Source organism: Arthrobacter sp. BGA-UO-ETr-C19, from assembly GCF_059568005.1.
This window is the reverse complement of sequence record NZ_JCAQPC010000021.1, coordinates 176,239-188,980: the sequence shown is the minus strand read 5'-3', so window position 1 is coordinate 188,980 and position 12,742 is coordinate 176,239. Positions and strand designations below refer to the sequence as shown.

Annotated in this window: 13 protein-coding genes; 3 read left to right on the top strand and 10 right to left on the bottom strand. The window is 67.7% G+C overall.

What is annotated here, in order from left to right:
• Positions 1 to 27: 27 nt before the first annotated feature.
• Positions 28 to 1,380 (top strand): uracil-xanthine permease family protein, encoded by a 1,353-nt coding sequence (locus AC57BR_RS13870; RefSeq protein WP_496361505.1) that lies wholly within the window; start codon positions 28 to 30, stop codon positions 1,378 to 1,380.
• A gap of 105 nt (positions 1,381 to 1,485) precedes the next feature.
• On the opposite strand, the gene AC57BR_RS13865 is transcribed toward AC57BR_RS13870, so the two are convergent.
• Both AC57BR_RS13865 and AC57BR_RS13860 read right to left on the bottom strand, forming a co-directional pair.
• Entirely contained in the window at positions 1,486 to 2,034 is a 549-nt protein-coding gene (locus AC57BR_RS13865) for a hypothetical protein (RefSeq protein WP_496361503.1), read from the bottom strand.
• Positions 2,035 to 2,110: 76 nt separating this feature from the next.
• The gene (locus AC57BR_RS13860; RefSeq protein ID WP_496361501.1) at positions 2,111 to 3,010 is read right to left on the bottom strand and encodes an SDR family oxidoreductase; all 900 of its coding nucleotides are present in this window, start codon (positions 3,008 to 3,010) and stop codon (positions 2,111 to 2,113) included.
• A 190-nt stretch (positions 3,011 to 3,200) separates the two neighbouring features.
• Here AC57BR_RS13860 and AC57BR_RS13855 point away from each other — a divergent pair, with 190 nt between their 5' ends.
• Positions 3,201 to 3,698 (top strand): DUF6328 family protein, encoded by a 498-nt coding sequence (locus AC57BR_RS13855; RefSeq protein ID WP_496361499.1) that lies wholly within the window; start codon positions 3,201 to 3,203, stop codon positions 3,696 to 3,698.
• Positions 3,699 to 3,700: 2 nt separating this feature from the next.
• On the opposite strand, the gene AC57BR_RS13850 is transcribed toward AC57BR_RS13855, so the two are convergent.
• The 3 genes from AC57BR_RS13850 to AC57BR_RS13840 are packed head-to-tail and all read right to left on the bottom strand — an operon-like array spanning position 3,701 to position 6,980.
• Positions 3,701 to 4,825, bottom strand: a complete 1,125-nt coding sequence (locus tag AC57BR_RS13850) for a glycerate kinase (protein WP_496361497.1) — start codon at positions 4,823 to 4,825, stop codon at positions 3,701 to 3,703.
• A 54-nt stretch (positions 4,826 to 4,879) separates the two neighbouring features.
• Complete coding sequence (locus AC57BR_RS13845) at positions 4,880 to 6,730, bottom strand: thiamine pyrophosphate-requiring protein (protein WP_496361495.1); 1,851 nt, start codon at positions 6,728 to 6,730, stop codon at positions 4,880 to 4,882.
• A 25-nt stretch (positions 6,731 to 6,755) separates the two neighbouring features.
• Complete coding sequence (locus AC57BR_RS13840; protein WP_496361493.1) at positions 6,756 to 6,980, bottom strand: DUF6480 family protein; 225 nt, start codon at positions 6,978 to 6,980, stop codon at positions 6,756 to 6,758.
• A gap of 193 nt (positions 6,981 to 7,173) precedes the next feature.
• Here AC57BR_RS13840 and AC57BR_RS13835 point away from each other — a divergent pair, with 193 nt between their 5' ends.
• Positions 7,174 to 7,626: a hypothetical protein gene (locus tag AC57BR_RS13835; RefSeq protein ID WP_496361491.1), complete on the top strand. Its 453-nt coding sequence runs from the start codon at positions 7,174 to 7,176 to the stop codon at positions 7,624 to 7,626.
• A gap of 22 nt (positions 7,627 to 7,648) precedes the next feature.
• Here the strand turns inward: AC57BR_RS13835 and AC57BR_RS13830 are convergent, their stop codons facing one another.
• The 5 genes from AC57BR_RS13830 to AC57BR_RS13810 all read right to left on the bottom strand — a co-directional run bounded on the left by AC57BR_RS13830 (position 7,649) and on the right by AC57BR_RS13810 (position 12,632).
• Complete coding sequence (locus AC57BR_RS13830) at positions 7,649 to 8,500, bottom strand: glycerophosphodiester phosphodiesterase family protein (protein WP_496361489.1); 852 nt, start codon at positions 8,498 to 8,500, stop codon at positions 7,649 to 7,651.
• Positions 8,501 to 8,523: 23 nt separating this feature from the next.
• A complete protein-coding gene (locus AC57BR_RS13825) occupies positions 8,524 to 8,766 on the bottom strand; it encodes a hypothetical protein (protein ID WP_496361487.1) in 243 nt (80 codons plus the stop codon).
• A 107-nt stretch (positions 8,767 to 8,873) separates the two neighbouring features.
• Entirely contained in the window at positions 8,874 to 9,692 is an 819-nt protein-coding gene (locus AC57BR_RS13820; protein ID WP_496361485.1) for an HAD family hydrolase, read from the bottom strand.
• Positions 9,693 to 9,745: 53 nt separating this feature from the next.
• Positions 9,746 to 11,452: a sensor histidine kinase gene (locus AC57BR_RS13815; RefSeq protein WP_496361483.1), complete on the bottom strand. Its 1,707-nt coding sequence runs from the start codon at positions 11,450 to 11,452 to the stop codon at positions 9,746 to 9,748.
• Positions 11,453 to 11,546: 94 nt separating this feature from the next.
• Complete coding sequence (locus tag AC57BR_RS13810; protein ID WP_496361481.1) at positions 11,547 to 12,632, bottom strand: LacI family DNA-binding transcriptional regulator; 1,086 nt, start codon at positions 12,630 to 12,632, stop codon at positions 11,547 to 11,549.
• Between the last annotated feature and the right edge of the window lie 110 nt (positions 12,633 to 12,742).

Sequence of the window (12,742 nt, the reverse complement as noted above, 5' to 3'; positions counted from 1 at the left end):
AAACTCCCTCTCCGAAAGGCCCCGCCAATGAGCATGCTCGGAATCAAATGGAAGCTGCACGGCAACGGCAAGGCAGTGCGTCCGGGCGAGGTGGTGGCTCCCGGCGAGCGGCTCGCGTGGCCCCTGACCATCGGCGTGGGAATGCAGCACGTCGTGGCCATGTTCGGCGCCACCTTCCTGGTGCCGATCATTACCGGCATGCCGCCGGCCACCACCCTCCTTTTCTCCGGCATCGGCACGCTTCTGTTCCTCGTGATCACCCAGGGCCGCGTTCCCAGCTACCTCGGGTCAAGCTTTGCGTTCATCGCACCCATCACGGCGTCCCAGCAGCAGTTCGGCGTGCCCGGGGCGCTGGGCGGCGTGGTGCTGGCCGGAGCCGGCCTCGCCGTGATCGGTGCGATCGTGCAGAAGTTCGGCGCCGGCTGGATCAACCGGCTGATGCCGCCGATTGTCACCGGCGCCATCGTGGCCCTGATCGGGCTCAACCTGGCTCCGGCCGCGAAGAACAACTTCGACGCCGCCCCCGTGACGGCACTGGTCACGCTGGTGACCATCATCGTGGTGAGCGTCCTGTTCCGCGGGATCTTCGGCCGCCTCAGCATCCTGGTGGGCGTGGTGGTGGGTTACCTCGTGGCCATGCTCCGGGGTGAGGTGGATTACTCCAAGATGGACGCCGCCGCGTGGGTGGGCCTTCCCCACTTCCAGACCCCCGAGTTCCACCTCGGCGTGGTGGGCCTGTTCGTTCCTGTGGTCCTGGTCCTCGTGGCGGAGAACATCGGCCACGTTAAGTCCGTGTCCGCCATGACCGGCCAGAACCTGGACGGGGTCTCCGGCCGTGCCCTGCTGGCCGACGGCGCCGCCACTGTGCTCGCCGGCTTCGGCGGCGGCTCAGGCACCACCACATACGCGGAAAACATCGGCGTCATGGCGGCCACCAAGGTCTACTCCACGGCTGCCTACTGGGTGGCCGGCATCTTCGCCATCCTGCTGAGCTTCTCGCCGAAGTTCGGGGAACTGATCGCCACCGTTCCGCCCGGCGTGCTGGGGGGCGCGGCAACCATGCTGTACGGCATGATCGGCATCCTCGGTGTGAAGATCTGGGTCCAGAACAAGGTCAACTTTTCGAACCCGGTGAACCTGACCACGGCCGCGGTCTCCCTCATCATCGGCATCGCGGACTACACCTGGACCGTCGGGGAACTGAAGTTCACAGGCATCGCGCTCGGATCCGCCGCAGCCCTGGTGATCTACCACGGCATGAGGGCCATTGCGAGGGCGCGCGGCACCGCTGCCGAGCCCGAGACGGAGCAGCAGGGCCTGCCGCCCGCCGCCAAGGCTGCCATCAACGCCGCGGCGAAGAGGCAGCCCAAGAGGCGCTAGCATTTCTGCACCACTTTCGTGGCTACGGCCCAAACCGGCAAGGCCGCGGCTCCCCTGTTTCAGGGGCGCCGCGGCCTTGCCGGTCTAAGGGTGGTGCAAAAACGCCTATCCGGCGTCGAACGTTTCGTCGTCGTCGTTGGGTGACTTTTCCTTCGGCAGGTCGTCCCCGCTGCCGTCCGGAATGCCCGCGGCGTCCTGCCCGGGTTCCGAGGAGAACTGCCCGGCGCCGGATTCGTCAGCGTTGCCTTCGTCGATTTCGGCGTCCGCCGAGGGCACGGCCGTGTCCCCGTCCTCGGCGCCCGCCCCTGGTGAGGCGTCCGGATCGCGGGGCAGCGGTGATTCACCGGGGACCGGGTCAAAGCCCGCCACGCTGCTTTCACTCTCGGCGTGGAGCTGCTCGTCGGTTCCGCCGAAGCGTCCTGCCCCGGGTTCGCCCGAGCTGTCCTGGTCCTCCTCGGCGAAGTGGCTGAGGTTCGGCGTGCCGGTCTGGAAGGTCTCACCTTCCGGGCTGTTCTGGTTCAGGCCCGCGGCGTCGAAGTCTTCCTCTTCCCGGGGCTGGGCGAACTGCTGGCCGCCGGCTTCCTGTTCCGCGGTGGGCGTGCCGTAACCTCCCACTTCCTCTTCAGGGGCTGCGTGCTGGTTGTCCTGGCTCATCTGTTCCTCCTGCTTGGTGGGGAATTACTTCGTGCGGAATTGCTTGGCTGGGAATTGCTTGGCGTTACCGGAAAACTCAGAGGCCTTTGCCGCCGGTGACGGGAACCACCGCCCCGGACATGTACGACCCGGCGTCGGACGCCAGCAGAACGTAGGCGGGGGCGAGCTCGGCAGGCTGGCCGGCGCGCTGCAGCGGGGTGTCCTGGCCGAACTTGGGCAGCTTGTCCGGCCATTCGGTGGCGGGGATGAGCGGCGTCCAGATGGGCCCGGGCGCCACGGCGTTGACACGGATCCCCTTGGGCCCCAGTTCCTGGGCGAGGGCCTTGGTGAAGGCCACTTGGGCCGCTTTGGTCATGGCGTAGTCAATGAGCCCCGGAGACGGATTGAATGCCTGGATGGAGGCGGTGGTGATGATTGAGGCACCCGCCCCCAGGTGCGGCACCGCTGCCCGGGCAGTCCACAGCAGCGAGTACAGGTTGGTCTTGAAAACGCGGTCGAATTCTTCCGTGGGCAGCGATTCAAGGCTGTCGCGGTTCTTCTGGTACGCGGCGTTGAGCACCACTACGTCGAGCCGCCCGAACTCGGTAACAGCGTCCTCGACTATTGCCGTGCTGAAGTCCTCATTCCTGCCGTCACCGGCAAGGAGCAGTGCCCGCCGGCCGGTCTTGCGGATCCACTCGGCCGTGTCCTGCGCGTCGTCCTCCTCTTCGGGAAGATAGGAAATGGCGACGTCGGCCCCCTCGCGCGCGAAGGCGATGGCCACCGCCTTGCCGATGCCGGAGTCGCCACCTGTGATGAGCGCCGCCTTGCCCTCCAGCGCCCCGCTTCCCTCGTAGCTCAGCTCGCCGTGGTCCGGCTGCGGATCCATGGGGGCGGTCAGGCCCGGCTGCTTCTGCTCCTGCCTTGGAAAAGGCCCTGAATGGTACGTTCCCCGGGGATCGCCGGGCTGGTCAGACTGCTTGGCTGGGTCGCTCATTATCCACCTGCTCACATTGTCGGGCTGCCGGTTTGTTCGAACCTAACGCAGGTTTGAGCAGCAAGTCCACCTCCTGGCGCAAAGCTAGTCAGTAAACTTAGCATTTGTTGAATTAGGGCAGACTTGAGCCTAGGTTTGAGGCAAGCGCACGCGCCGCTGGCCCGGACACAGGCCAGACAGAGGAGGGTTCATGACCGATCCGGACGCCCCGGCTGGAAGCGGCCGGAACGAGACCCGCGAGGAGCAGCTGGACCGGAACTGGATGGAACTGATCCAGGAGCTGCGGGTCCTGCAGACGGGCGTCCAGATCCTCGCCGGCTTCCTGCTCACACTGCCCTTCCAGCAGCGGTTTGAAACGCTCGATGATTTCCAAGTCACGCTCTACCTGGTGAACGTTGGCCTCGCCGCACTGACAACTGCGTTCATCCTCCTGCCGGTCAGCGTCCACCGCCGACTGTTCCGGAAGCGGCTTAAGGCAACCCTCGTAGCCAGCGCGGACAACATCACCAAGATCGCCCTCGGCGGCGTGGCTGCCCTGAGCGTGGGGACCGCCGCGCTGGTGTTCGACGTAACGGCCGGGCGCACCGTCGGCCTCATAGCCGGCGGCGTGCTGTTCGCCGTACTGGCCATCCTCCTGGCCTATGTTCCCGTGCACCTGCACCGGAAGGCCAAAAAGCAGGAGCAGTAGCGTCAGGCCCCTTCCAGCGCCTGGCGGGTGGCCCATGCGAGGTACTTGCCGGCGTCGGCCATGGCGTCCTGCGGGCTGGGCGCCACGTCCAGCAACTGTGCGGCGGCCACCACGCCGTGTTCGGCCAGCTCCTCGGGCGTGACCAGGATCCGTCCCGCCACCGCCACCACTGGAATGCCGCGCTCCCGGGCGGCCTCCGCGAGCGCGATCGGGGCCTTGCCGGTGAGCGACTGCGAGTCCATGGAACCCTCGCCGGTGATCACCAGGTCGGCGTCGGCAAGCCGCTCAGCCAGCCCCGTCAGATCGGCAACCAGAGCGAAGCCGCCTTCCAGCGTGGACTGGGTGAATGCCAGGAACGACGCCGGGAAGCCGCCGGCGGCGCCGGCGCCCGGGACATTGACGTCCCGGCCCGTTGCCTCCCGGAGGAGGGACGCCCAGTTGCGCAGGCCGGCGTCGAGCTTCTCAATGGCGTCATCGTCGGCGCCCTTCTGGCGGCCGAATACGTGGGCGGCGCCGGTGGTGCCGTAGAGCGGGCTCTGGACATCGACGGCGATCCGGAACCTGGCGGCGGACAGCCGCGGATCCAGTTCGGTGACATCGAGGGCAACGACGTCAGCCAGTGAACCGCCGCCCAGCGGCACCACGTTCCCCGCGGCGTCGAGCGGCTTGAGACCCAGCGCGCGCAGGGCACCGCTGCCGCCGTCGGTCATGGCCGAGCCGCCGACGCCCAGCACGATTTCCGTGGCCCCCGCGTCCAGGGCAGCGGCAATGAGCTGCCCGCAGCCGTAGCTGTGTGCCCGCAGGGAGTTCTCGGGCGTGGGCTCCATGTGGGCCAGGCCGGAAGCCTGTGCGGTCTCGATGACTGCAGTGGTGCCGCCGGACTTGTCCTTCCGGAGGGCCCAGGCGGCGCCAATAGGGGCCAGGATGGGACCAACGACAGCGTTGATCCGTTCCTCGTAGCCGGCGGCGACGGCGGCTTCCAGGGTTCCCTCGCCGCCGTCGGCCACCGGAAACTGGGTGGTCACGGCGTCCGGGTAGACGCGGAGTGCACCCTCGGCGATGGCGGCGGCGGCTTCGACGGCGGTGAGTGATCCCTTGAACTTGTCAGGGGCGATGAGGATACGCATGCCCCTATCCTGCCACCCCACCCCGGGAATGCGCTTGCCTGGTCCGTAATACGGTCAGCGCTGGGATCCTTCCTGGCCCGCATAGGTGTCCAGCAACGCCGCAGCACCCTCCCCGGATTCGCCTTCCTCGGAGAGCGCGGAGCGCATGCCGTCCAGCTTCTCTGCTCCCGCCGGGAACGGCGGCAGGAGTGGCACGTCCGGATCGGTCAGGACCTCGATCACCACCGGGCGTTCGGCCGCAAGCGCCCGGTCCCACGCACTGGCGAGCTGCTCCGGGGAGTCAACACGGATGCCGGTCAGCCCCAGCAGTTCCGCGTATCCGGCGTAGGGAAAGTCCGGGATCTCCTGGCTCGCCGGGAACCGTGGCTCTGATTCGGTTTCCCGCTGCTCCCACGTGACCTCGGCCAGATCGCGGTTGTTGAAGACGCACACCACGAAGCGCGGGTCAGACCACTGCCGCCAGCGGTGCGCGACGGTGACCAGCTCGGCGATGCCGGCCATCTGCATGGCACCGTCGCCGGCCAGGGCCACCAGGGGCCTGTCCGGCCGGGCAAGCTTGGCCGCGATCCCGTACGGAATCGAGCAGCCCATGCTGGCGAGTGTCCCCGAAAGGTGCGCCGGCACTCCCTCCGGAAGGGTCAGCTGCCGGGCATACCAGTAAACGCAGCTCCCGACGTCGACACTCACCTGGGCGTTGCGCGGCAGCCGGCCGCTGAGCTCGCGGACCACGAGCTCCGGGTTGACGGGCTTGGCCGGAACGCGGGAGCGCTCCTCGGCGAGGGACCGCCAGCTGCGGACCTGCTCCTCCACGTCCGCCCGCCACTGCTTGCGGGCCCCCGCCTCTGGTTGCCTGCCTGATTGCCCGTCGGCGCCGTTCAGCACCTCCGCGAGCCTGGCGAGGGTTTCGGCGGCATCGCCCACAAGGCCCACTTCAACGGGGTAGCGGTTTCCGACCTTCCGGCCGTCGATGTCCACCTGGACGGCCCGGGCAGCGCCGGGTTTCGGATAGAACTCGGTCCACGGGTCGTTGGAGCCGATGATCAGGAGCGTGTCGCAGTTCCCCATCAGATGGGCGCTGGCCGTGGAACCGAGATGCCCCATGGTGCCCACCGCGAACGGCAGTGTTTCATCGATGTATGGTTTGCCCAGGAGGCTGGTGGTGATGCCGGCGTCAAGCTGCTGGGCCAGGGCGATGACCTCGGGCTGGGCGTTCCTGGCGCCTTGGCCCACCAGGAACGCCACCTTGCTGCCGGCTCCCAGCACCTCGGCGGCCCTGGCCAGGTCGTCATCGTGGGGCAGTACCCGCGCGGGCTGCCATTCGGGCGCCGTGACGATGATGCCGTGTTCCTGGTCGAGCTCGGGGGCCGGGGCCTTCTGGATGTCGTGCGGCACAATCACAACGCATGGCGTGCGGGTTTCGAGGGCTGTGCGGAAGGCGCGGTCCAGCACCATGGGAAGCTGCTCCGGAGCGCTGACCATCTGTGCGAACTGCGCCGCCACGTCCTTGAAGAGCGTGAGCAGGTCGATTTCCTGCATGTAGGCGGACCCCAGCACGCTGCGGCTCTGCTGGCCGATGATGGCCACCACGGGGACGCCGTCCAGCTTGGCATCGTAGAGCCCGTTGAGGAGATGCACGGCACCCGGCCCCTGGGTGGACGTCACCACGCCCACCTGGCCGGTGTACTTGGCGTGCCCGACGGCCATGAACGCCGCCGTTTCCTCGTGCCGGGCCTGGACGAATTCGACGCCGGCGCCGCTGCGGCCCTCAGTGCTGCGGCCTTCCGTGCTGCGGCGCAGCGCGCCCATAAAGCCGTTGATTCCGTCCCCGCTGTAGCCGAAGACCCTGTTGACGCCCCACGCTTCGAGGCGCTCCACCATGACGTCGGCAACCAGCCGGTCAGCCATCGCACACTCCTTCCGATAGTCCTGCTTATTCGTCGTGCCCCTGGTCGCCGCTCATCTGGTCTTCGGCGGGCGGAGTCTCGCCGGGCGGCACTCCCCCGCCGGGCTCAAGGCCCGTGACGTTGCCGTTCAGGGGGTCGGGGTTGGGCGTGGCGGCCGAGTCCCCGGCGGCGCCCGTTCCCTTGGCTTCCTCTGTGCTGGCGGCGTCCCGGTCCGGGTTGGCCGGGTCGTTTTCGGGATGGTAGGTGCTCATGTCCTGCGGTCCTCCTTGGAACAGGTACGCCGGCCTTGGAACTGGTACGCCGGCGTGGCGACGGACTTCGGTGAACTGACTCATGCTGCCGGGGCCCGGCAGCACTGGACTAATTGTAAGCATGCTGATAATTCTGGAACAGTCAGATGCCACGCAGTCCGGCCCGGCCGGAACGTATCGAAGGAGCAAACTGATGGGAATCGGCGACAGCATTGGCAAAGCAGCGGAAAACGCAATGGAGGACCTGGCGCAGACGTCCGACCCGACCGATGACGCCCATGTTCCTGAGCCCGGAGCGTCCGACGAGGACATCCAGGTCCACTCCTCCATCAGCGAGGGCTCCAACGCCGGGGATAACGACACCGGCCCGCAGCAAAGCGGCCGCACGACCTACACGCCGCAGGGCCCGGGAACCGAGGCGAGCGGAGGCCATGGCGCGTCCGGCACGGATGAGTCAGCCGAAGCCGACGAGTCAACCGGAGCGGCGACGTCCGGCGGCATCGGCGCGGCAGGCGCTGCGGACGCCCCCGAAGCAGCGCGCGGCGTACCCGGCCCGGCAGGGCTTCCGGATCCGGATCCGGAGGAACTGCGGGCAGATCCTTCCGAAGGGGACCAGGACCCGGGCACGGGCTTGGGACGCGGTTAGGTTCTCGGCGCTGGCCGGATACCTAGCCCCACTGCCCGCGCGCCTGCAGGACTTCCTTCAGCAGGTCGGCGCGGTCGGAGACGATCCCGTCCACGCCGAGGTCGAGCAGCCGGTGCATCCCGGCGGGGTCGTTGATGGTCCAGACGTGCACATACAGCCCGAGCTCATGCGCCCGGCGCACAAATCCCGGGGTGACGACGGGAATGGCCCGGTAGCGGACCGGTACCTGCAGGGCATCGACGCCGCGCAGCGCCCGGCGCAGCACGGCCCGCACCGGCGACCCAAGCGTGCGGACGGACAGCAGCGGCCCCAGCACCAGGAAGAGGGCGTTCGCCAGTGTCCCCGCCGATGATGCGGTCCTGCGGCTGAGCTGCTTCAGCACCGCGCGCCGCCGGCGGTCGGAGAAACTCGCGATCAGCACGCGGTCGTGGACCTGGTGGCGCTCTATCGCGGCCACGACGCTGGGCACAGAGTGCCAGTCCTTGACGTCGAGATTGAAGCGGGCCTGCGGAAACGCCGCCACAAGTTCGTCGAATGTGGGCACGGGCTCCTTCCCGCCGATCCGTACCCGCCGCACTTGGTCAGCGGTGAGGTCATGGATCCTGCCACGGCCGTCAGTGACCCGGTCCAAGGTGCGGTCGTGGAACAGGAGCAGCTCGCCGTCGGACGTGGTGTGGACATCCGTCTCAAGGTGGGAATAGCCAAGCTCGACGGCGGCGCGGAACGCTGCCAGTGAGTTTTCCAGGCCAGCCAGGGAGAATCCGCGGTGGGCCATGGCCACTGGCCGGCCCGACCCGGGCCCACCCGCGGCAGACCCGGGCCCAGGCCCGCGTCCGGGCCCGGCAGCATCGAAATAAGGCAGGGTTTCCGTCATCCCCGAAGCTTAATGGAGCACCCTCAGGCGGGCAGGATCTCCACGCCGTCGCTGCAGTGCAGCAGGGTGCGGCCGCGGCCGCCGTCGAGATCCACCCACACCACGGTGCGGTCCGGAGTGAAGGCCGAAACGCGGCCGCCGGTTTCAAAGCCCGGCGCCAGCCGGACGCTGACCCTGTCCCCCTCGCGCAGGTCCGACCAGTGAGGGGCCGGGTCCACGGGACGCAGCGGAGCCTCGGCCGCATTCTTGATCTTTTTCCTGGCCACGATGTCCCCTATCGGTCACTCACCCAACAGGCCACACCCTATGGTGCGGACATGAACGCAAGTTGACCGCCAGCCGCGAGTTCGGTGGCAAGCGGACGACGGCAGGCCTACGGCAGCTGAAGCCCCAGCGCGGCGAGCTTTTCCTCGAGAATCTGGGCCACGCCGTCGTCGTCAAAGTGCGGCGCCTGCTGGCCGGCCGCCCGGATCGCCTCCGGATGCCCGCTGGCCATGGCGTAGCCGTGGCCGGCCCAGCGGAGCATCTCAATGTCGTTGGGCATGTCGCCGAACGCCACGACGTCCGCGGCATCAATCCCCAGTGAGGCGGCGTAGTCGGCCAGCGTGACGGCCTTGTTGATCCCGGGCACGGCGAGCTCCAGCATGGCGACGGTGGGCGCCGAGTGCGTCACCGACGCAAGGCTCCCGACGGCGGGGCCCACCTCCGCGAGGAACTCGTCCGCCGTGCCTTCGCGGACGATGGCCAGGAACTTGACGACGGCGTCCTCCGCGGTGAGCGTTGAGGCCAGCGGAGCAGGGGTGAATTCGGAAAGCAGTTCGCTTGAGCCGTTTTCGATGAAGCCGGGCTCAAGGTGGAAGCCGGTGAGGGTTTCGGCGGCGAAGAGGGCGGTGGGGCGCACCTGCTTGATGATCCGCCGGATTTCGAAGATGTCGTCGATGGCCATGGTCTGCGCCGAGACAACCTTGTCCGCTTCGAGGTCCCACACCACGGCGCCGTTCGAACAAATCACGGTGCCGGTGTGGCCCAGCTGCTCCTCGAGCGGGTGCAGCCAGCGCGGCGGGCGGCCGGTGACAAAGACAAGTTCGACGCCGGCCCTCCGGCAGGCGTGGAAGGCACGGACGGTGCGGTCACTGATTTTTCCGTCGTGCCCAAGGATCGTTCCGTCTATGTCACTCGCTACCAACCGCATGCTGCCAGTTTACGTGGGCGGACTGCATGGTCTCCGCGGCAGCCGACGCCGGCTCAGGAGACGGGCAGGTTCACCGTCACGGTGGTCCCCTTGCCGGGCTCGCTGTGCAGGCTGATGGAACCGCCGTGGCCCTCGACGATGGTCTTGCTGATCGGCAGCCCCAGGCCGGCACCAGGGATGGCCGTCTCACGCGAGCGGGCGGACCGGAAGAACTTGGTGAACGCTTGCTCCTGTTCCTGCCCGTCCATGCCGATGCCGGTGTCCGCAATGGAACAGACCACGTGGCTGTTCGCCCGGTGGGCACGGGCAACAACCCGTCCCCCGTCCGGCGAGAACTTGATGGCGTTGGAGACCAGGTTGCCGAACACTTGGCGGATCCGCCCGGGGTCGACGCGGGCAGTCAGGGGCTCCTCGACGTCGAGGACCAGTTCCACACCACTGCCGCTGGCGTGGGTACGGGCGGACGAAACCACACCCGCCAGCAGGCTTGCCACATCGGCCTCCCGCAGGCTCAGTTCCACCCGCTCGGAGGCGACGGCGATCAGATCGTTCACGAGGCCCAGCAGGTGGGTGGCATTGCGCTGCACGATCCGCAGTTCCGGCTCGATGTCCTCGTGGCCGGACTCGTCGAGGACCAGTTCGAGGTAGCCGAGAATGGAGGTCAGCGGGGTGCGGAGCTCGTGGGACACGGTGGCGACGAAGTTATCCTTGGCCGACAGGGCGCGGATCAATGCTGTGACTTCGGCGAAGGTGATCACGGCCCCCGCATGGCTTCCGTTCGTGGAACTCATGGTGCGGGCCGTGACGGAATACGCGCGCATGTCCTCGCCGTCACCGGCCTTGCTTTCACCAGCGTTGCTTTCACCGGCCCAGTACAGCGCGTCGGTGAACGTCTCGCCCGCGGCGGCGCGCGCCGTCGGAAAGCGTTCAGGCGGCACCGGAGTGGCGCGGTCAGCCTCGAACAGCCGCGGCTGGCTGGCTGACGGGGCCAGTCCAGACAGCGCCGCGTCCGTCTGAAGCGCCTTGTTGGTCAGCACGTCCCGTCCGTCCTGGTCAACGACCCAGACCCCCACATTGACGGTGCTAAGCACGGCGTCCAGGAGTTGCTGCCTGCGGACACTCTCGGCTGCCGTGTCCGCGAGCGCCTTGTCTTTCCTGACCAGGGTCTCGCGCTGGCGGTAGAGCGTGCCAGCCACCACATGGGCCGTGAGGGCGATGGCCGTCATGACAAGCGGCAGGAAGATGGTCCGGATCATCGACGCCTGCGTGGGCGGCGTACCCAAGGCCGCCGCCGGCAGCACGGTGCTGAGGACGGTTGCGGCCACGGCGAGAACGACGCCGGCCCGGTGGCGGCCGACAGACAGCCACACCACCGGAAAGACCAGCAGGAGGCTCAAGACGCTGAAGCTGGGACCGCCGGTCTCCCGCGTGAAACCGATGGCCAGGCAGTCCAGCGCCGGAATCAGTACCCATGCCTTGGCCGGAAGCCGGCCCCAGGGGACGGCCACGCTAAGGACAAAAAGCGCGGTATGCGCCAGCAACGCTAGCCGGAAGCGCGGATCGGCCAGCGTCTCCGGGTGAAAGACCGCGGCGGCGGCAACCACAAGAAGCACGGTGACGGAGAGGGGCAGCTGCCGGACTATGACGCGGCCGCGATCTCCAAGGCCGCCAAAGAGTGCGTCGGCCTTGTCCGCCACGTCCGAGCGGGAGCCGCCGGGCCGTTGTTCCGACGGGGCACCCGTTTCACTTACATGACTCATCAGCCTCTTCCCCCGGAGCAGAATGAAGTACGTTCCTCCAACTGCTTGAAGCGCATGGTCATAGCCTAACCGGCACGAAGCGGCTGAGCCGAAGCTAGCCCGGGATAATCCCATCCTTGCGGGGCTGGTTTTTCCGCGGCCCATCTTCCCGTGGCGGCGCGGTGGACTCCCTGACCACCAGTTGAGTGGCAAGCTCCACCCTTCGTGAGTCCAGGAGCTCGCCGCGCATCTGGCGCAGGACGAACCGCAGTGCAGTGGCGCCCATTTCCTGCAGCGGCTGGGAAACCGACGTCAGCGGCGGCACCGACTCCTCGGCCTGGTATGTGCCGTCGAAGCCCACCAGGCTCATGTCCTCAGGCACCCGGATCCCCTGCCGGCGCGCTTCGGCAAGCACGCCCAGGGCAATGCTGTCGCTGCCGGCGAAGATGGCCGTGGGAGGCTGGTCCAGTCCGAGCAGGTACTTCATGCCCTTGGCGCCGTGTTCCGACCGGAAATGACCCGACAGGACATACTCGTCCTCGACGCCCACTCCCGCGGACCTCATGGCCGCCATGTAGCCGTGCAGCCGGGCCTGGTTGCATTCGGCTGCATCCGGGCCGCCAAGGAAGGCAATCCGGCGGTGTCCAAGCTCCAGCAAGTGGGAGGTCGCGGCCTTTCCTCCCGCCCAGTTGCTTGCACCGACGCTGACTACGTCCCCCGGAGGCGGATTCAGGGGGTCAATGACCACCACCGGGATTTTCCGCCGGTGAAAGGCATCCAGCTGGGCATCCCCGAAGGCTGATGTCACGACGATCATGCCGCACCGGCCCTCGTCCACGATCCGCTGGGCGCGCTGCTCGGGGGTCAGGGTTGATGCGCCCTGCTTGCCGGTGACGTTCAGCAGGACCTCGATGTCCGAGACGGCAGCGGACTCCAGCACGCCGTTGAGCACCTCTACGGCATAGCCGGATTCCAGGTTGTCGATGACAACCTCGACCATCTGCCGCCCCGAGGCGTTCCGGCGGTTCTGCAGCGGAGACTTGTACCCGGTCCGCGCCAGCGCGGTCAGCACTTTGGCACGCGTGTCCGCAGAGACGTCGTCCCTGCCGTTGATCACCTTGGAGACGGTGGGAGTGGAGACACCCGCTTCCCGCGCCACGGCCGCCAACGTCAGCTTGCCTTGAGATTCGATCCTGGACATCCGTTCCCTTTTCGAAAGATTTCGAGACCTCAGTCTGCAGGGTTCCCATGGTTTCGTCAACGCCCCCCACGCTTTAGCCGCAAAGAAAACCCTTGACGCATACCCCGTCC

Bases quoted from the DNA above. Each gene is read 5' to 3' on its own strand.
- AC57BR_RS13870 (WP_496361505.1), top strand. From the start codon at position 28: ATGAGCATGCTCGGAATCAAATGGAAGCTGCACGGCAACGGCAAGGCA.
- AC57BR_RS13865 (WP_496361503.1), bottom strand. From the start codon at position 2,034: ATGAGCCAGGACAACCAGCACGCAGCCCCTGAAGAGGAAGTGGGAGGT.
- AC57BR_RS13860 (WP_496361501.1), bottom strand. From the start codon at position 3,010: ATGAGCGACCCAGCCAAGCAGTCTGACCAGCCCGGCGATCCCCGGGGA.
- AC57BR_RS13855 (WP_496361499.1), top strand. From the start codon at position 3,201: ATGACCGATCCGGACGCCCCGGCTGGAAGCGGCCGGAACGAGACCCGC.
- AC57BR_RS13850 (WP_496361497.1), bottom strand. From the start codon at position 4,825: ATGCGTATCCTCATCGCCCCTGACAAGTTCAAGGGATCACTCACCGCC.
- AC57BR_RS13845 (WP_496361495.1), bottom strand. From the start codon at position 6,730: ATGGCTGACCGGCTGGTTGCCGACGTCATGGTGGAGCGCCTCGAAGCG.
- AC57BR_RS13840 (WP_496361493.1), bottom strand. From the start codon at position 6,980: ATGAGCACCTACCATCCCGAAAACGACCCGGCCAACCCGGACCGGGAC.
- AC57BR_RS13835 (WP_496361491.1), top strand. From the start codon at position 7,174: ATGGGAATCGGCGACAGCATTGGCAAAGCAGCGGAAAACGCAATGGAG.
- AC57BR_RS13830 (WP_496361489.1), bottom strand. From the start codon at position 8,500: ATGACGGAAACCCTGCCTTATTTCGATGCTGCCGGGCCCGGACGCGGG.
- AC57BR_RS13820 (WP_496361485.1), bottom strand. From the start codon at position 9,692: ATGCGGTTGGTAGCGAGTGACATAGACGGAACGATCCTTGGGCACGAC.
- AC57BR_RS13815 (WP_496361483.1), bottom strand. From the start codon at position 11,452: ATGAGTCATGTAAGTGAAACGGGTGCCCCGTCGGAACAACGGCCCGGC.
- AC57BR_RS13810 (WP_496361481.1), bottom strand. From the start codon at position 12,632: ATGTCCAGGATCGAATCTCAAGGCAAGCTGACGTTGGCGGCCGTGGCG.